The organism is Xanthomonas sp. NCPPB 2866 (assembly GCF_041475745.2).
GTDB classification, from domain to species: Bacteria; Pseudomonadota; Gammaproteobacteria; order Xanthomonadales; family Xanthomonadaceae; genus Xanthomonas; species Xanthomonas arboricola.
Genome location: NZ_CM192975.1, coordinates 2273668 through 2294623, shown reverse-complemented (window position 1 = coordinate 2294623; position 20956 = coordinate 2273668). Strand labels below are relative to the sequence as shown.

Below are 20956 nucleotides of genomic sequence, written 5' to 3'. Positions count from 1 at the left end.
CACGCACTGTCTGATTTCCGACATTCCCCGGCCTTCCGGGGATTTGTCGTTCCGCAACAACCTGGTATTCCCCTGATGACGCTCCTTGCCCCGCCCACCGATGCACCCACGGCCGTGCTGGAATCAGCCGCGCTGGCGGCTGCACACGCCCAGCGCATTGCGCAAAGCGACGCTGCCCGGCCCGCGCTGCGCAGCGTGCGCATGCCGGCCGCGCTGGAACGGCTGGAGCGTGCCGCGCGTGCGGAAGTGCAGGCAATGCAGCACCCGCGCCGCAGCTGCAGCGAAGAAGAACTGCTGTTCGCGACCGTGGCCTGGGATCTGGGCCTGGATGGCGCCGCTGTGGACGTATCCGGACGCTGACGTTTCTGTGCGACAGCGGGGCGTGCCTCGGCAGGCGCCCCGCTGGCTGTATCCACTGCCCGACCCTTGGCGCTTGTGCATCAGGCCATGCCACCCGGCGTGGCGCCGAACAGGCAATGCCGTGCGATTGCAGCACCAGGGTGAGGTCTCCCCTGCCCGTCTGCTCGAGCACTTCTACGACATAAGGCAACACGTCAATCGGATGATCTGCGGCCTGGCTGCAGGGCCCTTGCCTGCCTACTGTCGCTGGTCAGACCTTGAATCCGTTCTCGAAATCGCTTGAGCTGCATCCATGCCGCACAAGGTCCCGCGATGATGAGCGGGCTGCACCGGCACGACGCTACTTTTGCCCAGAATCCCGGCGTGTACCTTTTCGGTCCTCTGGCGCGTGCTGGATCAGGTGTAGAGCGCCTGGCTTTGCAGGTTGGTTGCAGGGCCCTTGCCCGCCCACCATCGCAGGACACGCCGCAAGTACATCCATGTAGGCTCTTACGCGGCATCCATGCCGCGTAAGGTCCCGCGATGGTAGGCGGGCAAGGACCAGTCGAGATAGTCGGTGTGTGTGGTTGCAAGCAGCGCATGAGGTGCATTGTTCGGATCACCTTGCGTCCGAAAATCCTCCTCACGCAAGCCGAATAACAGGCAGGCTTTCGACAGGCAGGCTATGGACTTCTCAAAGTCTCAAGGCCTTGCAATATGTGTGTCTTTGTCTGGCCACCGACCAACTCTCTGGTGCGGTGCTCCTGCCGGTTGCTGGAACCCGAGGAGCCTCCAGGGATGGATTCACGGCGTGTCCCGCAAGTGGCGAGGGCATCGCGCCCTCGACTCGCTGAGCTTTCGAGCGGCGCATTTCAATAGGCGGCGGGCGACGCCTGGCGCTGTGACAGCTTGCGTCAGTTGGCGAGGACCAGGCGTGCGCCTAGGCGCATGCCGGCTTCGGCTTCACGCAGCCACTGCGCCATGTCGCGCGGCGACAGCGGCCGCGAGTAGAAGTAGCCCTGGATTTCGTCGCAGCCCTGCTGGCGCAGCAATGCGTCTTCCTGCACCGTTTCCACGCCTTCGGCGACTACCTGCATGCCCAGCGCGTGGCCCAGATGCACGATGGCCTGGGTCACTTCGGCGGTGTTGGCGTCGTCGAGCATGCCTTGCACGAAGCTGCGGTCGATCTTCAGACGCTGCACCGGGAAGCGGTTGAGGTAATGCAGGTTGGAGAAACCGGTACCGAAGTCGTCCACCGCCAACAGCACACCATTCTGTTCGAACAGCTCGAAGCAGCGGCGCAGCGAGTCGGAATCGCGGATCAAGGCCGATTCGGTCAACTCCAGTTCCAGGCGCGATGGCGACCAGCCGTTGTCGCGGCAGATTTCCAGTACGCGCTCGGCAAAGCCGCGCTCGCGCAATTGCACCGCAGAGACGTTGACCGCGATGCGGCTGAAATTGAGCCCGGCGCGGTCCCAGACCACGGCCTGACGGCAGGCCTCGCCGATCACCCATTCGCCCAGGCGCACGATCTCGCCACACTCCTCGGCAATCGGAATGAACTCGACCGGGCTGCACTGGCCATGGCCGGGGCGATTCCAGCGCATCAGCGCTTCGATCGCCGGCGAGGATTCGCCCACCGTATTGACCAGCGGCTGATAGACCAGGGTGAACTCTTCGCGTTCCAGCGCACCTTGCAGCGCGTGTTCCAGCTCCAGGCGGCGCTGGGCGCGCATCAGCACGTCCTGGCTGTAGTAATGGAAGGTGTTGCGGCCGGATTCCTTGGCTGCATACATCGCTGCATCGGCGGCGCGCAGCAGGCTGTCGAAATCCGAGAGGCCTTCTCCTTGCAGCGCGATACCGATGCTGGCACCGAGCTTGAGGGTGACATGATCCTTGCGCAGCGGTTCGCCCAGCGCGCTGATCAGCTTGCGCGCAACATGGCCGGCGTCTTCCGGTTCGGAGAGATCGCGCAGCAGCACGATGAATTCGTCGTCGCTGAAACGACCGAACAGGTCGCTGTTGCGCAGATGCTGGTGCAGGCGTGCGGAGGCCAGCTTGAGCAGATTGTCGCCGGTGGCGTGACCGAAGGAATCGTTGATGCTCTTGAAGCCATCCAGATCGATCAGCAGCATCGCCAGTACCTGGCCGCGCTCGTGTGCTTCGCGGATCGCGTTCTCTGCCTGCTCGCGCAGCAGGAAGCGGTTCGGCAGACCGGTCAGGCGATCGTAGTGGGCCAGCAGCTCGATGCGCTCGTTGGCTTCGCGTTCGCGGGTAACGTCGCGGAACAAGGCGACGAACCGCGGCGGCAGGCCTTCGCGACGATCCAGCTCGATCAGCACCTGTACCCAGATCCGCTGGCCGGAGTTGCGGTAGAAACACAGCTCCAGCTGTTCGGGCAGGCCGCCGTCGGAGATACGCAGCAGCGCCGCCTCGAAGGCGTCGCGCGAATCCTGCGTGTACAGCGACAGCGCCTGCTCCAGGGTGATGTTTTCCTTGCGCAGGCCATGGATGCGGTAGCACTCCTCGGTCCACTGCATGCGCCGTGTGTCGACCTCGATCTCGCAGCCGCCGATCTTGCCCAGCGCAGACACGCGGTTGAGCAGCTCGGTGCGCCAGCGAATCAATGCATCGGTCTGGCGCTGCTCGGTGACATTCTGCAACTGGCCGAGCAGACGCACCATGCTGCCGTTGCCGTCGAACACCGGCTGCGCCCAGACCCGCAGGTGATGCGGATTGACGTCGCCAAGCCCATTGATCTCCAGCTCGAAATGCACCGGCAGGCCTTCGTGCTTGATCTTGCGCCAGGCGCTGCGCAAATGCGCAACCGACGGCCGGCCCAGCAGGCGCAGGATGTCGCGAATGCCCTGCAGGCGCTGCTGGGTCACGCCGAGCTGTTGCAGGAAATCCGGCGACACCCACAGCGCGTCCTTGAGCGTGTCCCAGCTCCAGCTGCCCATGCTGGCGATGCGCTGGGCCTCTTCGAGCTGGGCCTGCTGCTCGCGCAGCTGCTGCTCGAGCAACTTGTGGTGGTGCACATCGGTATGCGTGCCGACCATGCGCAGCGGGCGGCCGTCGGCGGTCCGCGACACCACGCGGCCGCGATCCAGGATCCAGCGCCACTGGCCGTCGTGCTGACGCAGGCGGAATTCGGCGGTATAGGTATCGGTACGGCCGTCCAGGTGCGCCTGCACGGCCGCACTGACCAGCGCGTGGTCGTCGGGATGGATCAGCCCGGACAACGCGGTGAGATTGTTCGGCAGCGACTGTTCGGAATATCCGAGCATGCGGGTCCAGCGCTCGGAGCGGTAGACCACATCGGCTGGAATGTCCCAGTCCCACAGTCCGTGATCGGCGCTGTCCAGGCCGATTTCCCAGCGGCTGGTACCGTCGGCGCCCATCGGCTCGGGGATGCTCAGGGTGAAGGCCATGACCTGGCCGTGTTCGTCGCTGACCGCGCGCAGCCAGCCCTCCAGACGCCCGCCACCGGTACCCGGCAGTACGCAGGCGGTCATGCCGCCGCTGTTGGCCACCTGGGCCCGACTGCTTTCCAGGACTTCGGCATAGGCGCCAAGGGTGGCCGGCAATCCCAACGATTGCGCAACGCGGTTGGCCGCCAGAGGCTGACCATGCGCATCCAACAACACCACCGCCGAGGTCAGCGGGTGCTGCAGCATGCTTGCAATGACGCCTGAGTCCACTCTGGAACACTCCGAAGAATCGACCCCGGCCTTCGGAGTCGCAATGGATAACGGCCGTTTCCCCGATTAGTTGAGGCGCGTGTTTCGGGCTCGACCGAACCGGGACGAGTTGCGGCTAAGATGGTTGCATCGCCAGCACCAAAGGTCGTCCGCGGACCCATGCCTCATCCTGTCGCCGCGCCCGCGTTTTCGTCCGCTCCCGTGTCCCGTCTTCGCCTCGCCGAGCGCCTGCAGCAAGGTCTGTGGACCCTGACCGGGCTGTATTTGCTGGTCGGGGTGATCTGGCTGCTGCTGGGCAACCGGCTGCTGCACCTGGCCGGCGCCGCCATGCCGGAACGCTGGTCGGACGCCAGCTTCCTGCTGGTGTCGAGCGTGGTGATCCACCTGGTGCTGCGCCGTTTCGTGGCGCTGATCGTGGAAGAGCACGCGCAACTGGCGCAATCGGAAGCGGTGCTGCAGGCCAAGTTCCTGGCCCTGCCCAGCCCTGCGCTGATCTACGACCTGGCCACGCTGCGCATCCTGGATGCCAACCCGGCAGCGCTGGAATTCTTCGGCTGGGAACGCGACGAATTTCTGCAGCAGACGCTGCAGGCGATCTGGCCCAACGCCGACGGCGCACGCCTTGAGGAGATCATCGCCCATATCCGCGCCAAGGGCGACGCCACCTGCACCCTGCACGAGGATCTGCTGACCCGCAGCGGCCCGCGCCATGTCGAGATCCGCAGCAACCAGCTGCATCTGGCCAGCGGCCCTGCCCGCCTGGTGGTCACCGTGGACCGCAGCGAGGAACGGCAGGCGCAGCATCTGCGTGACGAGGCGTTGCAGCGGCTGGAAGAGGCGCAGAGCATCGCGCGGCTGGGTTCCTGGCAGCTGGATCGCGCAACCGGATTGGGGCGCTACTCGCCGGCGGTGTACCGCCTGCTCGGCCGCAGCGTGCCGATGCATCGGCGCGAGCATCGGCTGGAAGAACTGCTGACCGCCTCGGACACCGCCACCCAGGCGCGGATCGAACGCATGATCGAGGACATGTGCACCGGTGGCGACGTGCAGATCGACGTGCTGCTGCCGCTGACCGGCGGCGATTCGCAGCCGCGCACCGTGCATCTGCGCGCCGAAAGCGTCACCAACCCGAACGGCGCCCGGCATATCCATGGCACGCTGCAGGACGTCAGCGAGCGCGAGCAGTCGCGCCGCTTGCTGCGCGAGCGCGAGGAGCAGTTCCGCGAGCTGGTCAGGGTGCTGCCCGATGGCGTGCTGATCCTGGCCGACGAGCACGTGATGTATGCCAATGCCGCCGGATCGGTGCAGTTCGGTTTCCAGGGCGAAACCATCCTGGGCGAGCCGCTGCAGACGCTGGTCGGCGACAGCGACCTGCCGGTGGTGCGCGAGTACCTGCGCGCGGGCAGCGATCGCAACGAGCCGGTGTCCAGCGCACGGGCGATGCGCCGTCGCGATGGCAGCACGTTCTATGCCGGCCTGTCGGCCGGCGATATCCGCTATGGCGGACGCAGCTGCAAATTGCTGGTGGTGCGCGACCTGAGCGAACCCGAGCGCATGCGCGATGCGCTGGCCGAGAGCAATGCCGAGTTGCAGGCGATGGCCAAGCGCCTGTTCTCGCTGCAGGAGGACGAACGCCGCGCGATCTCGCGCGATCTCCACGACGACATCGGCCAGGCGATCACCGCGATGAAGCTGTCCGCGCATGCGGCGCTGGACGAGCCGGATCCTGACGCGCGCCGCGAAGACCTGCTGGAAGTGGTGTCGCTGGCCGACAGCACCGTGACCAAGCTGCGTAACCTGTCGATGCTGTTGCGTCCGCCGCAGCTGGATGCGCTGGGCCTGGAAGCGGCCCTGCGCTGGCAGGCCTCGATGCTGTTTCGTGCATCGCCGGTGCGGCTGGAGCTGGATATCCAGGCACTGGACGTGCGCCCGGGCAACGAGATCGAGCAGGCGTGCTTCCGGATTGCGCAGGAAAGCCTGACCAACGCGCTGCGCCACGCCTGCGCCGGCGAAGTGCACATGCGGCTGTACTCGATCGACAGCGAGAGCTTCCGCCTGGAAGTCAGCGACGACGGCGATGGCTTCGAGCCGGAAGGCCCGCGTGGGCTCGGGCTGATCGTGATGCGTGAGCGTGCGCAAACCGTCGGCGGTGCGCTCGCGATAGAATCAGCACCCGGAGCAGGCACGCGCGTGACGTTGCGCCTGCCCTATCACCCGGTCGGCGAGTCCGTCCACGACGATGGTGGACGTTAAGTCATGTGGAGCCCCGTAATCCCGCCCGGACTGGAAATCGTCAAACCCACCCGCCTGGGCGCGGGCAATCCCGAACTGCTGCATCTGGTGGACGCTGCCGCATCCGGCGGCCCGCCGTTGATGGTGTTCCACATCGATATCGATCACTTCGCCTCGATCAACGAGAACATGAGTGCCGAAGTCGGTGATCAGGCGCTGACGCTGGTGGCGCGCCGGCTGCAGGATTTTCTCGGCACGCGCGGCAAGTTGTGGCGTCATGGCAGCGATGAAATGGTGGTGGTGGCGGTGCGTCGCGAAGACACCCCGCTGCCGGAGGATTTTGCCGAAGAGATCCGCCAGCAGCTGGAACTGCCGCTGTCGGTGCTGCCGTACACCTTGTTCATGACCGGCAAGGTCGGCATCAGCCTGTGCCCGGAACACTCGACCTCGCTGTCGATCCTGCTCGACTACGCCGAAGAAGCCAGCTACCAGGCCGCACGCGAAGGCGGCAATACGGTGCGGCTGTACACGCGCAACTCGACCACCAATGCGCATAGCGAAAGCATCATTGCGCGGCAGATCGTCGATGCGATCCCGCATGGCGAACTGCGGCTGCGCTACCAGCCGCTGGTGAGCGCACGCGACGGCCGCATCGTCGGCATGGAAGCGCTGCTGCGCTGGCAGTCGCCCACCCTGGGCATGCTGGTGCCGGAGCGCTTCATGCGTACCGCCGAGCGTCTGGGGGTGATCGTGCAGATCGGCGAATGGGTGCTGCAGAACGCGGTGCGCCAGGCGCGGCTATGGCGCGACCAGGGCTTCGACGATTTCAGCATCGCGGTCAACGTGTCCACGCTGCAGCTGTTGCGCCCGGGTTTCTTCAACGAAGTGATGGCGATGCTGCAGACCGCCGGCGTGCCGGCGCAGTTCGTCACGCTGGAGATCAACGAAAGCGCGTTGACCAACAACGTCAACTTCGTCCACGAGACGATGGCCAACCTGCGCAACGAAGGCATCAGCCTGAGCCTGGACAACTTCGGTACCGGCGATTCCAGCCTGAGCGCGCTGGTGCGCTATCCGGTGGACCGGCTGAAGATCGATCGCAGCTTCATCAAGAGCGCGCCGGCCGGCAGCCGCGAGGCGGCGATTGCCCGCGCGATCATCGCGATGGGCCACCAGCTCGGCATGACGGTGATCGCCAACGGCGTGGAATCGCAGGCGCAACTGGGCTTTTTGCGGCGCAACGATTGCGACATCTTCCAGGGCTACCTGTTCGGCGAACCGATGTCGGCCGAGTCGGCCGGCATGGCGCTACGCCGCCGCTACCTGCGCCCGGAATCGTTCGCCGAAAGCCGCCCCGACCGCACGCTGCTGCTGCTGGACGACGAAGAAAACGTGCTGCGCTCGCTGGTGCGCCTGTTCCGCCGCGATGGCTACCGCATCCTGGCCGCCGGCAACGTGCGCGACGCCTTCGACCTGCTCGCCACCAACGACGTGCAGGTGATCCTGTCGGACCAGCGCATGAGCGACATGAGCGGCACCGAGTTCCTGGGCCGGGTCAAGATGCTCTACCCCGACACCGTGCGCCTGGTGCTGTCCGGCTACACCGACCTGGCCACGGTCACCGAAGCGATCAACCGCGGCGCGATCTACCGCTTCCTGACCAAGCCCTGGAACGACGACGAGCTGCGCGAGCACATTCGTCAGGCATTTCGCACGCATGATGAGCTGCGTAACGGCAGGGAATAGGGATTCGGGATTGGGGATTGGTAAAAGCAAAAGCCAACAGCGATATTCCTGAGCCGCAATCGGAGATTCGCTGAGCAAGGCAGACAGCAAGAGCGCGGCAAAACCGTTCTTGCCAATCCCTAATCCCGACTCCCCAATCCCAGCGCGAAGCGCTACCGCGGCTGTCGCACCGGTAGCACGATGCGGAAACTGGCGCCCTGGCCCGGGACGCTTTCGACGTCGATGCGGCCGTGGTGCTTGTTGATGATGCCGTAGGAGATCGACAGGCCCAGGCCGGTGCCGCTGCCGACCGGCTTTGTGGTGAAGAACGGGTCGAAGATGCGTTGCAGCAGGTCCGGGGCGATGCCCGCGCCGCTGTCCTGGAACTGGATCCAGACATTCTCGGTCTCGTCACGGCCGGTGGTGACGGTGATCGTGCCGCGCTCGACGATCGCCTGGCCGGCGTTGAGCAGCATGTTCATGTAGACCTGGTTGAGCTCGGACGGCAGGCATTCCACCAACGGCAGCTCGGCGTAATTGCGCTCCAGCGTGACCTTGTACTTGAGCTCGTTCCAGATGATGTTGATCGTGGATTCGAGACCGGCATGCAGGTCGACCATCTTCCACGACTCGGACCGGTCCGAATACGAGAAGTCCTTGAGGTCGCGCACGATGCGGGTGACCCGCTCGATGCCCTCGCGCGATTCGGCCATCAACTGCGGCAGGTCGCGGCTGATGAAGTCGATGTCGGCACGGTTGCGGATCTCGTCGATCTCCGGAATCAGCGCCTTCGGATCCGGCGCCTGCAGTGCGCGCTCATAGGCTTCGATCAGCGTGAACAGGCTGCGCAGGTATTCCTGCAGGCTGCCAAGATTGGAGTGCACATAGCCGATCGGATTGTTGATTTCATGCGCCACGCCGGCGGCCAGCTGGCCGATGGAGGCCATCTTCTCCGACTGCAGCAGCTTGTCCTGCGCGCCGTTCAAACGCAGATAGGCCTGCCGCAATTCGGCATGGCGCTGCTGCAGCTCGCGCTCGTAGTCCTGCTGGCCTTCGATGTTGTGGAACAGCGCCAGGAAGTGCCCGACGCCCTGCTCTTCGTTGTAGTACAGATGCGCGATGACCACGCGATCGGCCACCGGCAGGCTGCCGGTCCAGCTGCCCTTGCTGCGCGCCTGATTGAGCGCATCCGACGGCAGCACCTGCGAGATCCGTTCGCCGAGATTGCGGTCGTCGGCAGGATCTTCCTTGCACAGGCTCTGGCGGGCGATGGCGTTGGCCAGGATCAGCTGTCCGTCGGCGCGGAACAGCAGCACGCCTTCGAGCATCTGGTCGCCGAAGGCGCGCAGCATGGTCGAGGACGGTAACAGGGTTTGATTGAGAAAAAACTTGGCAGTCACGGGACAGGGCGGCGTAGAGGACGCTTCAATATACGCCGAACCGCCCAGGCCTCGTATTGCGCGGGGCCACGCTCTTGCACGACCGGGCAGCTCAAAGCTGCACTACACACATCGTTTAGCCTGCGCGTGCGCTCGGGCACGCTGCGGTGCTTCAGGCCACTGCCAGCGAACGACCGCCGCGCAGCACGCTCGATTGGCCCTTGGCGTCGTAGGACGGCGCACTCTCGGTGCGGCCCAGATGACGCAGTGCCCAGTTCACCTCGCGACGCCGGCGTGCCAGCAGCGCGCCATTGGCGCGATTGGCTTCGGCCAGTTCGCGCAGCCGCTCTTCTTCGCCCTGGGGCATTGCCGCTTCCAGCGCGCGCAGTGCCGACAGCTTGTCCTGCGTATGGCGCATCAACCCATCGATGTCGTTCTCGAGTAATGCCTGGCGTTCGCCGGCCAGCGCATCGCTGAGACGTTGCAGGAACTCGTTCACGTTCATCCTTTGGGTCGGGGATTAGCCCGCCAGTTGCTGATTCAGATCCATCATGCGGCTGGCGATGGCATCCGGGTTGATGGAGTAGCTGCCGTTCTGCAACGCATCCTTCACTGCCTGGACGCGACCGGTGTCGATCGCCGAGGACTGCGACAGCGTGCGCTGCAGGTTCTGCAGGTTGGTCGCCTCACCGGTCAGCTTGACGCTGTCGGTCGGCGGCAATGCGGCGATCGGGGACGCGCGATCTTCACCGGCCGAGGCGATCTTGCTGCTCGTGGCCGCGGTGCGAAGGGTTGCAGCGGTCGGTAGATTGCCTTCGATTTTCTGGCTCATGTCGGGAACTCCTCTACAGGTCGTAGGGGATAACGGCATGCCAAAAAAAAACTTTATAGCGATTTTCTATCTGGACACCACAACGGTCCCGCTCGCTTCGACGATCCCCTGCACCACCCGGCGCGAAGAGGAATTTTCCACCGAAACCCGCTCGTTCTCGCCGGCATCGGACAGCGCGCGACCGCTCATGCGCACCTCCAGCCCGCCATTGCGCGCCACCAGCGGCACGGTATCGCCGCGCCGGACCAGCCGCTGGGTGACCAGATCGTTGGCCGACAGCAGCGAGCCGGCCGGCAGGATGCGCCGGGCGGTCTTGCCCACCGCCGCCACCGGATCGGCCAGCACCGCACCGACGATGCGGGCGGCGTCACGCTTCTCGATACTGATATCGGCCAGCGAGATGGTTTCTCCAGCACTGATGCCCCGGCGCAGCACCAGCACATCCTGGTTGCGGCGCACCTTCAGCGGCACGAACAGGCGCCAGCCGGCCGGCTGCGGGCAGGCCACTTCCACCGTATTGGTGCCGGTCGGCTGCGCCTGCAGCGCGATCGGGCAGGCCGGCATGCGCAAGCCCGGATCGAGCGTGGCCTCGGCCTCGGCATCCGGGCCAACGGTGGCCAGCGCCGCAGCGCGGATGGAATCGACAGACTGATAGCTCTGGGCCCAGGCCGGAGCGGCAGCCAACAAGATGACAAGCAGGAGCAGGCGCATGGGACCAGATCCGGAGGGAGACGGAACAGACAGTGCAAGAGGCGTGCCTGTTTTTTGCCGGGATTGGGGAGTTGGGATTGGGGATTTGTAAAAGCGGCTTGGCGGGTGATTCATTTGGCCGGTGCCAAGGCCCTTTGAGCCAGCGCGTCTATCCGACCAACTGCCTCCGAAGTCTTCAGGGCTGCAGAAGCAGCAACGGCCTGACCAACGCGCTCATTCACGCCTTTGAGCCAATCCCCAATCCCAAATCACCAGATCCCGGCGCTTGAGCCAATCCCGAATCCCGACTCCCCAATCCCGACAGCGCCCCACACCAAACTTAAAACCACTCAAGTTTTCCAGGGGCGCTGTCGATATCTGCCCCATGACCCACGATCTGCTCAACCGCATCGACCAGCGCACGCGTCTGGCTGGCCACAACCGACTGGCCCTGCTGCTGTTCCGGCTGGGCGGGCGCCAGCTTTTTGGCGTCAACGTGTTCAAGGTGCAGGAGGTGCTGCGCCGCCCGGAGCTGTTCCAGGTGCCCGGCCTGCCGACCGAGTTCGCCGGCGTAGCCGACGTGCGCGGGCGCTCGGTGCCGGTACTGGACCTGGGCCTGGCGATCGGCCATCCAGAGCGCGACGCGCACTCGGAAAACGGCCCCGGCTACCTGGTGGTGGCCGAATTCAACCGCTCGGTTCAGGGCTTTCTGGTCAGCGGCGTGGAGCGCATCGTCAATATTGCGGTGGAAGATATCCACCCGCCGCCGGAACTGGGCGCCGAAGCCACTTATTTGACGGCGGTGACGCGCTTCCAGGGCGAGTTGATCCAGGTCATCGACGTGGAAAGCGTGCTCGCCGACATCGCCAAGGTCAGCAAGGACGTGCAGCTGGATCCCTCGCTGCAGCTGGTCGCCTACGACCGGCAGTTCCAGGTATTGGTGGTGGACGACTCGCGCGTGGCGCGCCAGCAGATCCGCAGCGTGCTCGACCAGCTCGGCGTCTCGGCGACCTTGTTGTCCGACGGCCGCCAGGCGCTGGACCACCTCTTGCAGGTGGCTGCATCAGGCGAGAATCCGGCCGACCGCTATGCGATGGTCATCTCCGACATCGAAATGCCGGCCATGGACGGCTACACGCTGACGACGGAAATCCGGCGCACGCCGGGCCTGCAAGGCCTCTACGTGCTGTTGCACACCTCCTTGTCGGGCGTGTTCAACAACGCCATGGTCGAACAGGTGGGCGCCAATGCTTTCGTGGCCAAGTACAGCGCCCACGAATTGGCCGACTACGTGCTGGCGCGTCTGAAAGTGGTCGCCGAAGCGGCCTGAGCAGGCCAGGCGGCTGCCGGGTCGGAGCCGATGGCAGCGACAAGGCGCTGCGCCGGGCTTCCAAGAGCCCGGCAGCATTGAAGTCGGGGCGGTGTGCGTCGACCCGCTTTTAAAGTGACATCCGCTGACGCCGGACGTGGCCGGATCGCGCCTCGGTTAGTGCCGAACCTTCCGGCCTGGCGCGCCTGAGTGAACCAGCTCCGCGACGGACGCAGGTTCACCGCTTCTCCCGGACGGCCAAGCCGCCGTTCGTCGGCAGCTCCGATTGTTCTCCGCGTTCCGCGGCCCGTACCACCTCGATTGGCACAAACATTGCTTTCTCCCTGGTAACACTTCGCGGGAGAGCACCGTGTCCAATTCCATCTCGTCCTTTCTAGGCATCCACGGCGATGCTCTGCCGCTACGCGAGCAGCGCATGAAGCTCATTGCCAGCAATCTGAGCAATGTGGATACCCCTGGCTACAAGGCAAAGGATCTGAATTTCGAGGCGGCGCTCAAATCGGCCGAAGGCGTGCGCGACGGCACCCTGCTGCAGACCACCGACGCCAAGCATTACGAGATCGGCAGCAGTGCCGGACTCAACCCCTTCCAGATCACCCGCGAATCCGACCAGCCCAGCCTGGACGGCAATACCGTCGATCCCGATGCCGAACGTGCTGCCTACGGCCGCGCCGCGCTGGAATACCGCGCCTCGCTGAGCTTCCTCGAATCCAAGGTGCGCTCGATGCTCACCGCGATCACCGGCCAATAAGTCATGAGCAATCTACCCATCTTCGATGTGGCCGGCTCGGCGCTGCACGCGCAGTCGGTCCGCCTGAGCACCATCGCCTCCAACCTGGCCAATGCCGACTCCGTCGCTGGCTCGGCCGAGGCGACCTACAAGCCGATCGAGCCGATCTTCCAGGCCCAGCAAAGTCGCCAGGACCCCAGCCTGACCTCGGTGAACGTCAAGGAGATCACCACCACCAACGCGCCGCCGATCCGTCGCTACGAGCCCGGCCATCCGCTGGCCGATGCCGATGGCTACGTGTTCTCGCCGGACGTGGACCCGGTCTCGCAAATGGTCAACATGATCTCGGCCTCGCGCAACTACCAGGCCGGCGTGGAAATGCTCAACACCGCCAAGGAACTGGCGCTCGCCACCCTGACCATGGGTCGCTGACCCTCCTAGCTGACCCTTCCCTTACGGACCCTTTCACATGAGCACGATCGGTAGTGACCTCTACACCAGCCTCGGGCTGACCTCCAGCAGCGCCACAGCGACCAAGAAGAAGGAGGAATCGCTCGGCCAGGCCGACTTCCTCAAGTTGATGACCGAGCAGCTGCAGCACCAGGACCCGCTCAAGCCGATGGAAAACAGCGCGTTTCTGGGCCAGCTGGCGCAGTTCTCCACCGTGCAGGGCATCGGCGACCTCAATACCAAGGTCAGCAGCTTCTCGGCGGCGCAGAGCAGCGATCAGGTGCTCAAGGGCGCCTCGCTGGTCGGGCACAACGTGCTGGTGCCGTCCGCACAGCTCGCCATCGATGCCACCAATTCGGCCAAGGGCGTGGTCGCCGCGACCTCGGCCGGCACCGTCAATTTCGAAATCACCGATGCCAACGGCGCCTTCGTCAAACAGCTCAGCGTGCCGGCCAGCGCCGCCGGTGAAGTGTCGTTTGCCTGGGACGGCACCGATGCCAACGGCAACCGCATGGCCGCCGGCAAGTACGGCGTGACCGCCACCCAGACCGACACCGCCGGTTCCAAAAGCAAGTTGTCCACCTATGTCGACGCGCCGGTGGACAGCGTCACGATCGGCTCGGACGGCCTGTATCTCAACCTGACCGGGCTAGGCACTTCCCCGCTCGCCAACGTGCTCCGCGTCAGCTGAGCCGGCAACCGACACTTAAAGGACCTCATCCATGGCTTTCAATACCTCGTTGTCCGGCATCAACGCAGCCAATGCCGATCTGAACGTCACCTCCAACAACATCGCCAACGTCAACACGACCGGTTTCAAGGAATCGCGTGCCGAGTTTGCCGACATGTTCCAGAGCACCAGCTACGGCCTGTCGCGCAACGCGGTGGGTTCGGGCGTGCGCGTCAGCAATGTGGCGCAGCAGTTCTCGCAGGGCAATATCGATCCGACCGGGCGCAGCCTGGACCTGGCGGTCTCCGGCGAAGGCTTCTTCACCGTGACCTCCAACGGCGCCAAGATGTACACCCGCGCCGGCAACTTCCAGACCGATGCCAACGGCTACGTGATCAATCCGCAGGGCGCGCGCCTGCAAGTCTTCGCCCCCAACCCGAGCGGCAACGGCTTCGACGTCGGCCGCCTGTCGGACCTGCAGCTGCTGACCACCGACAGCCCGCCCAAGTCGACCTCCACGGTCAACCTGGCCTTCACCCTGCCCGGCAATGCCACCGCCCCGTCGGTGACCCCGTTCAGCCCGGCCGACGACAAGACCTACAGCCACTCCACCGGCGGCATCAACGTCTACGATTCGCTGGGCGTCAGCCATGTGCAGACCTCCTACTTCGTCAAGACCGCCAACCCGAACGAGTGGCAGGTGCACAACTACGTGGACGGTGCCGCGGTCGGCGCGCCCACCACGCTGCAGTTCTCCGATACCGGCGCGTTGACCACCCCGGCCAACGGCATCATCACGATGGACCCGTTCACCCCGAGCACCGGCGCCGGCGTGCTGAACATGCAGCTCAACGTCAGCGGCTCGACCCAGTACGGCGAAGCCTTCGCGCTGCGTGACACCCGCCAGGACGGTTATGCCAGCGGCAAGCTCAACGAGATCAGCATCGATACCAGCGGCGTGGTGTTCGCGCGCTACTCCAACGGCGCCGACAAGCCGCTGGGCCAGGTCGCGCTGAGCACCTTCGTCAACCCGCAGGGCCTGCAGTCGCAGGGCAACAACATGTGGGCCGAAAGCTACACCTCCGGTGCCGCCCGCACCGGCGCGCCGGACACCTCGGACCTGGGCCAGATCGAATCCGGCTCGCTGGAATCCTCCACGGTGGACCTGACCGAGCAGCTGGTGAACATGATCGTGGCCCAGCGCAACTTCCAGGCCAACTCGCAGATGATCTCGACCCAGGATCAGGTCACGCAGACGATCATCAATATTCGTTAACGGCTGGGATGAGTGATTGGGGATTAGGGATTGGCAAGAGCCGGTACTCCGTCAAGCGGATACCGGCCCTACTCCCTCTTCTGCCAGGTCGCAATAGCCCGCGTTTACGAATCCCGAATCCCGACTCCCCAACCCCGGTGCCTCATGGACAAAGCTCTCTACGTTGCGATGACCGGCGCCCGCGCCTCCCTGCAGGCGCAGGGCACCGTGTCGCACAATCTCGCCAACGTCGATACGGTGGGGTTCAAGGCTGCGTTGGCCAATACCGAGGCGTTCAAGATCCAGGGCAAGGGCTATCCGTCGCGGATCGATGCGCTGCATGTGGACCAGGGTTTCGACCGCAGCCAGGGCCACCAGAAGGTCACCGGCAACCCGCTGGACGTGTCGCTGCAGCAGGACCGCTGGCTGGCGGTGCAGTCGCCCGACGGCAGCGAGGCCTACACCCGCAACGGCGAGCTGGCACTCACCGCCAATGGCCAGCTGGTCACCGCCAATGGGCATGCGGTGCTGGATGAGGGCGGCAATCCGATGACGATCCCGCCGCACCAGGCGATGGAGATCGGCAGTGACGGCAGCATCTCGATCATTCCGCAGGGCGAAGGCCCGCAGACCATGGCCATCGTCGGCAAGATGAAGGTGGTCGATGCCCCCGCCGACCGTTTGACGCGGCGCCCGGACGGGCTGATGCGTAACACCAGCACCGACCCGGCGCAGGCGTTTGCGGTGGCCACCGGCAAGACCATCAACAGCGGCATGCTGGAGGGCAGCAACGTGGACGCCGCCGGCGCGCTGGTGGAGATGATCCAGCTGCAGCGGCAGTTCGAAATGCAGGTCAAGATCATCAAGAACGGCGACGACAACGCGCAGTCGGCCAATTCGCTGCTGCGGGTCAGCGGCTAAGCGCCACTGGCGCCCATTGACGCACCGCTGGTTGGCTTGCCGCGCTACCGAGCACCTGGCGGCCGCCCGAGGGACGTGGCTCGCGAGCGAAGTGGCATGTCGTTCGACTCCCGCGGTCTCGCAGGTGGTTCGTACGCGGTTGACGCTGACTAGCGATGGTTTGTCGGCCAGGTGTGTGCAGTTGGCAATGCTGTTGATCTGGGCATTCGCTGCAGAGCGGCTGGTTTGTGACTTGGCTGCAGGGCCCTTGCCCGCCCACCATCGCAGGACACGCCGCAAGTACGTCCGTGTAGGCGCTTACGCGGCATCCATGCCGCGTAAGGTCCCGCGACGGTGGGCGGGCAAGGACCTGTCGAGATGGTCGGCGTGCATGGTGCAAACAATGCCTGACGTGGGTTGCTTGGATAACGGCGCGTCCAATGATCTCTCAATGCAAGCCGAGCAATGGACAAGCTTTAAGAAAGCAACCTTCAAACTCTCTGGTGCGGTGGCCTCGCCGATTGCGGGACCGTGGGGCGGCATGGATGCCGCCACCGAGCCTACATGGACGTACTTGCGGCGTGTCCCGCGGGCGGTGAGGACACCGCGCGCTCCCAAGAACCCTTCCGCACGCAGCGCCAGGGGTTCACACGTCGTCGCACATATCGCTGACCGGCGACCGATCTGCCGCGCCTGATCTGCCGCGCAGGCTTCCACCGCTTCGGCCTAGCCGCTGCCTTCCCGCCGCCAGCCCTGCCCCGCGCAGGCCGTCGCGCCCGCTGCGCGTGATCCAGTGCACAGCCGGCAAAAATCCGACGCGGGTTTGGCACGGCACGTGCATATACCCACCCGTACCCGGAACACATCCCCGGGTCTAACGAGGAATCGGGTCATGAATCAGGCTTTGTGGGTCGCCAAAACCGGACTGGATGCGCAGCAGACGCGCATGTCGGTCATTTCCAACAACCTGGCCAATACCAATACCACCGGCTTCAAGCGCGATCGTGCGGCGTTCGAAGACCTGTTGTACCAACAGGTGCGTGCGCCGGGCGGTTCCACCTCCGCGCAGACGCAGCTGCCGACCGGCCTGCAGCTGGGTACCGGCGTGCGGGTGGTCTCCACCTTCAAGGGCTTCGACCAGGGCAGCCAGCAGCAGACCGGCCGCGCGCTCGACGTGATGGTCAACGGCCGCGGCTTTTTCGAAGTGCAGATGCCTGACGGCACCTCGGCCTATACCCGCGACGGCACCTTCCAGATCAATGCGCAGGGCGAGCTGGTCACCAACAGCGGCTACCCGCTGCAGCCGGGCATCCAGATCCCCGAAGGCGCGCAGTCGCTGACCATCGGCAACGACGGCACCATCAGCGTGACGCTGGCCGGCCAGGCCGCCGCGCAGGAAATCGGCGCGTTGACGCTGACCGACTTCATCAACCCCTCGGGCCTGCAGTCCAAGGGCGAGAACCTGTTCGTCGAAACCACCGCCTCCGGCCCCGCGCAGAACGGCACCCCCGGCCTCAACGGCCTGGGCAACACCGTGCAGGGCGCGCTGGAAGGCAGCAACGTCAACACGGTGGAAGAGCTGGTGAGCATGATCGAAACGCAGCGCGCCTACGAAATGAATGCCAAGGCGATCTCCACCACCGACTCGATGCTCGGTTACTTGAACAACAACGTCTGATCGGCCCGCCGGTCGCTGCCCTCTCAGGAATCCACGCCATGTCCCGCCTGCCTTCTCTCTCCTCCCTGTGCCTCGCCATTGCCTGCAGCGCGCTGCTGGGCGGCTGCGTGGCGGCCGGCGATGTGCGGCCGTTCGCCGAACTGGCGCCGATCGTGCCGGTGGTCGCGCCGGTGGCGCAGCCCACCGCCGGTGCGATCTACGCCGCCGGCCCGAGCCTGAACCTGTACGGCGACCGCCGCGCCCGCGATGTCGGCGATCTGCTGACGGTGAACCTGGTGGAAAGCACCACCGCCTCGTCCACCGCCAATACCAGCATCAGCAAGAAGGACGCGACCACCATGGCCGCGCCGACGCTGCTGGGAGCGCCGCTCACCGTCGGTGGCTTGAACGTGCTGCAGAACTCGTTGAGCGGCGATCGCAGCTTCGACGGCAAGGGCAACACCGCGCAAAGCAACCGCATGCAGGGCAGCGTCACGGTCACCGTGATGCAGCGCCTGCCCAACGGCAATCTGGTGATCCAGGGGCAGAAGAACCTGCGCCTGACCCAGGGCGACGAACTGGTGCAGGTGCAAGGCATCGTGCGCGCCGCCGACATCGCCCCGGACAACACCGTGCCCTCAAGCAAGGTGGCCGACGCCCGCATCGCCTACGGCGGCCGCGGCGCGATCGCGCAGTCCAATGCGATGGGCTGGCTGAGCCGCTTCTTCAATTCCCGTCTGTCGCCCTACTGAGCCTGCGACCATGAATCTGTCTTCCCTGCCCTTCCGTCTGCTGGCCGCCGCTGTGGCGGTCTGCGCGATCGCCGCGCCGGCCTCGGCCGAGCGCATCAAGGATCTTGCCCAGGTCGGCGGCGTGCGCGGCAACGCGCTGGTCGGTTACGGCCTGGTGGTCGGCCTGGACGGCAGCGGCGACCGCACCAGCCAGGCGCCCTTCACCGTGCAGAGCTTGAAGAATCTGCTCGGCGAGCTGGGCGTCAATGTTCCGGCGAACGTCAATCCGCAGCTGAAAAACGTCGCGGCCGTGGCCATCCATGCCGAACTGCCGCCGTTCGCCAAGCCCGGCCAGCCGATCGACATCACTGTGTCCTCGATCGCCAACGCGGTGTCGCTGCGTGGCGGCTCGCTGCTGATGGCACCGCTGAAAGGCGCCGACGGCCAGGTCTATGCGATGGCGCAGGGCAACCTGGTGGTCGGTGGCTTCGGCGCGCAGGGCAAGGACGGCTCGCGGGTGTCGGTCAACATTCCCAGCGTCGGCCGCATTCCCAACGGCGCCACCGTCGAACGCGCATTGCCGGACGTGTTTGCCGGCAGCGGCGAGATCACCCTCAACCTGCACCAGAACGACTTCACCACCGTCTCGCGCATGGTCGCGGCGATCGACAGCAGCTTCGGCGCCGGCACCGCGCGTGCGGTGGACGGCGTGACCGTGGCAGTGCGCTCGCCGACCGATCCCGGCGCGCGTATCGGCCTGCTGTCGCGGCTGGAAAATGTCGAACTGTCTCCGGGCGATGCCCCGGCCAAGGTGGTGGTCAACGCACGCACCGGCACGGTGGTGATCGGCCAGTTGGTGCGGGTGATGCCGGCGGCGATCGCGCATGGCTCGCTCACCGTGACCATCAGCGAGAACACCAACGTCAGCCAGCCAGGCGCCTTCAGTGGCGGCCGCACCGCGGTGACCCCGCAGTCGACGATCACGGCCACATCCGAAGGCAGCCGCATGTTCAAGTTCGAAGGCGGCACCACGCTCGATCAGATCGTGCGTGCGGTCAACGAAGTGGGCGCCGCTCCCGGCGACCTGGTGGCCATCCTGGAAGCGCTCAAGCAAGCCGGTGCGCTCACGGCGGAGCTGGAGGTGATCTGACATGCGTATCGCAGCCTCGCCCATTGATCTCAACCCGAGCACCAAGGCCGATCCCGCCAAGATCGACAAGGTCTCACGTCAGCTCGAAGGACAGTTCGCGCAGATGCTGGTCAAGAGCATGCGCGATGCGAGCTCTGGCGACCCGATGTTTCCGGGCGAAAACCAGATGTTCCGCGAGATGTACGACCAGCAGATGGCGAAGGCGCTGACCGACGGCAAGGGGCTGGGCCTGTCGGCGATGATCTCCAAGCAGCTGAGCGGCGACACCGGCGGCCCGGCGTTGAATACCTCGCTGAGCACCGCCGATGCCGCCAAGGCCTATTCGCTGGTGGCCGGCAAGCGCGACGCCTCGTTGCCGTTGCCGAGCCGCGATGGCGCGGCGACCGGCGTCGGCGCAAGCACCGGCACCGCTGCAGGCATCGGCGCAGGCGGCCTGGGCGGCATCGGCATGAGCCAGGTGCTGGATCTGATCGCCGGGCGCACCGGCAGCAGCGATGCCGGCAGCGACGATGCGGCCGCGCTGAGCTGGCCCTCGGCCAACGATCGCTGGAGCGATGTGGCGGCCAGCGATGCCGCCGATGCCAACGCCGCGGTCAATGCGAGCGCGGCGAGCAGCGCCGCCGCCAGCCTGGGCGAGCGTACCCCGGAAGGCTTCGTCGCCAAGATCTGGACGCATGCGCAGAAGGCCGCGCGCGAACTGGGCGTGGATCCGCGTGCATTGGTCGCGCAGGCCGCGCTGGAGACCGGCTGGGGCCGGCGTGGCATCGGCAATGGCGGCGACTCCAACAACCTGTTCGGCATCAAGGCCACCGGCTGGAGCGGCGACAAGGTCACCACCGGCACCCACGAATACGTCAATGGCGTCAAAACCACCGAAACCGCCGATTTCCGCGCCTACGGCTCGGCCGAGGAGAGTTTTGCCGACTACGTGCGGCTGCTGAAGAACAACAGTCGCTACCAGCCCGCGCTGCAGGCCGGCACCGATATCAAGGGTTTTGCACGCGGCTTGCAACAGGCCGGATACGCCACCGATCCGGGCTACGCAGCCAAGATCGCGGCGATCGCCAACGGTCCGACCATCGACCGTGCGGTGGCCGCGATCGGCAACGCGGCGGCCGACCTGTCCAACCGCTATGCCAGCACCGCCGAGCCTGCTGGGCTCGGCACCATCCGTCGTTGAGGTAA

Annotated in this window: 18 protein-coding genes; 13 read left to right on the top strand and 5 right to left on the bottom strand. The window is 65.5% G+C overall.

Going from position 1 to position 20956, the window contains the following annotated elements; translation table 11 throughout:
* Nucleotides 1-75: 75 nt before the first annotated feature.
* The gene (locus ACCQ04_RS09875) at nucleotides 76-360 is read left to right on the top strand and encodes a hypothetical protein (protein ID WP_047128680.1); all 285 of its coding nucleotides are present in this window, start codon (nucleotides 76-78) and stop codon (nucleotides 358-360) included.
* 893 nt (nucleotides 361-1253) lie between these two features.
* Here ACCQ04_RS09875 and ACCQ04_RS09870 read toward each other — a convergent pair.
* Nucleotides 1254-4040: a bifunctional diguanylate cyclase/phosphodiesterase gene (locus ACCQ04_RS09870; protein ID WP_372358757.1), complete on the bottom strand. Its 2787-nt coding sequence runs from the start codon at nucleotides 4038-4040 to the stop codon at nucleotides 1254-1256.
* A gap of 120 nt (nucleotides 4041-4160) precedes the next feature.
* On the opposite strand from ACCQ04_RS09870, the gene ACCQ04_RS09865 reads away from it, so the two are divergent.
* Both ACCQ04_RS09865 and ACCQ04_RS09860 read left to right on the top strand, forming a co-directional pair.
* Entirely contained in the window at nucleotides 4161-6293 is a 2133-nt protein-coding gene (locus tag ACCQ04_RS09865) for a sensor histidine kinase (protein ID WP_226427818.1), read from the top strand.
* Between the two features lie 3 nt (nucleotides 6294-6296).
* Complete coding sequence (locus tag ACCQ04_RS09860; protein ID WP_016901733.1) at nucleotides 6297-8018, top strand: EAL domain-containing protein; 1722 nt, start codon at nucleotides 6297-6299, stop codon at nucleotides 8016-8018.
* A 152-nt stretch (nucleotides 8019-8170) separates the two neighbouring features.
* Here ACCQ04_RS09860 and ACCQ04_RS09855 read toward each other — a convergent pair whose 3' ends face one another.
* From ACCQ04_RS09855 to flgA, 4 genes are all read right to left on the bottom strand, one after another.
* A complete protein-coding gene (locus tag ACCQ04_RS09855; protein ID WP_039527359.1) occupies nucleotides 8171-9397 on the bottom strand; it encodes an ATP-binding protein in 1227 nt (408 codons plus the stop codon).
* Between the two features lie 151 nt (nucleotides 9398-9548).
* Nucleotides 9549-9881, bottom strand: a complete 333-nt coding sequence (locus tag ACCQ04_RS09850) for a hypothetical protein (RefSeq protein ID WP_024939614.1) — start codon at nucleotides 9879-9881, stop codon at nucleotides 9549-9551.
* A gap of 15 nt (nucleotides 9882-9896) precedes the next feature.
* Nucleotides 9897-10208, bottom strand: coding sequence for a flagellar biosynthesis anti-sigma factor FlgM (gene flgM / locus ACCQ04_RS09845; RefSeq protein WP_016901729.1), 312 nt, complete (start codon nucleotides 10206-10208; stop codon nucleotides 9897-9899).
* 66 nt (nucleotides 10209-10274) lie between these two features.
* Entirely contained in the window at nucleotides 10275-10919 is a 645-nt protein-coding gene (gene flgA / locus ACCQ04_RS09840; RefSeq protein WP_024939613.1) for a flagellar basal body P-ring formation chaperone FlgA, read from the bottom strand.
* A 364-nt stretch (nucleotides 10920-11283) separates the two neighbouring features.
* Between flgA and ACCQ04_RS09835 the strand changes: the two genes are divergently transcribed.
* The 10 genes from ACCQ04_RS09835 to flgJ all read left to right on the top strand — a co-directional run bounded on the left by ACCQ04_RS09835 (nucleotide 11284) and on the right by flgJ (nucleotide 20951).
* On the top strand, nucleotides 11284-12228 hold the full coding sequence (locus tag ACCQ04_RS09835) for a chemotaxis protein CheV (protein WP_016901727.1): 945 nt from the start codon (nucleotides 11284-11286) through the stop codon (nucleotides 12226-12228).
* Between the two features lie 349 nt (nucleotides 12229-12577).
* On the top strand, nucleotides 12578-12979 hold the full coding sequence (gene flgB, locus ACCQ04_RS09830) for a flagellar basal body rod protein FlgB (protein ID WP_024939612.1): 402 nt from the start codon (nucleotides 12578-12580) through the stop codon (nucleotides 12977-12979).
* Between the two features lie 3 nt (nucleotides 12980-12982).
* On the top strand, nucleotides 12983-13390 hold the full coding sequence (gene flgC, locus ACCQ04_RS09825; protein ID WP_005914451.1) for a flagellar basal body rod protein FlgC: 408 nt from the start codon (nucleotides 12983-12985) through the stop codon (nucleotides 13388-13390).
* 37 nt (nucleotides 13391-13427) lie between these two features.
* The gene (locus ACCQ04_RS09820; RefSeq protein ID WP_016901725.1) at nucleotides 13428-14099 is read left to right on the top strand and encodes a flagellar hook assembly protein FlgD; all 672 of its coding nucleotides are present in this window, start codon (nucleotides 13428-13430) and stop codon (nucleotides 14097-14099) included.
* Between the two features lie 31 nt (nucleotides 14100-14130).
* Complete coding sequence (flgE, locus tag ACCQ04_RS09815) at nucleotides 14131-15354, top strand: flagellar hook protein FlgE (RefSeq protein ID WP_016901724.1); 1224 nt, start codon at nucleotides 14131-14133, stop codon at nucleotides 15352-15354.
* 144 nt (nucleotides 15355-15498) lie between these two features.
* On the top strand, nucleotides 15499-16254 hold the full coding sequence (gene flgF, locus ACCQ04_RS09810; RefSeq protein WP_005921307.1) for a flagellar basal-body rod protein FlgF: 756 nt from the start codon (nucleotides 15499-15501) through the stop codon (nucleotides 16252-16254).
* 871 nt (nucleotides 16255-17125) lie between these two features.
* Nucleotides 17126-17911, top strand: coding sequence for a flagellar basal-body rod protein FlgG (gene flgG, locus ACCQ04_RS09805; protein ID WP_016901723.1), 786 nt, complete (start codon nucleotides 17126-17128; stop codon nucleotides 17909-17911).
* 38 nt (nucleotides 17912-17949) lie between these two features.
* A complete protein-coding gene (flgH, locus tag ACCQ04_RS09800) occupies nucleotides 17950-18642 on the top strand; it encodes a flagellar basal body L-ring protein FlgH (RefSeq protein WP_016901722.1) in 693 nt (230 codons plus the stop codon).
* A gap of 10 nt (nucleotides 18643-18652) precedes the next feature.
* Nucleotides 18653-19771 carry a flagellar basal body P-ring protein FlgI gene (locus ACCQ04_RS09795; RefSeq protein WP_039521506.1) on the top strand — a complete coding sequence of 373 codons (1119 nt, stop codon included), beginning with the start codon at nucleotides 18653-18655 and terminating at the stop codon, nucleotides 19769-19771.
* Nucleotide 19772: 1 nt separating this feature from the next.
* Nucleotides 19773-20951 carry a flagellar assembly peptidoglycan hydrolase FlgJ gene (flgJ, locus tag ACCQ04_RS09790; RefSeq protein ID WP_102252098.1) on the top strand — a complete coding sequence of 393 codons (1179 nt, stop codon included), beginning with the start codon at nucleotides 19773-19775 and terminating at the stop codon, nucleotides 20949-20951.
* Nucleotides 20952-20956: the final 5 nt, after the last annotated feature.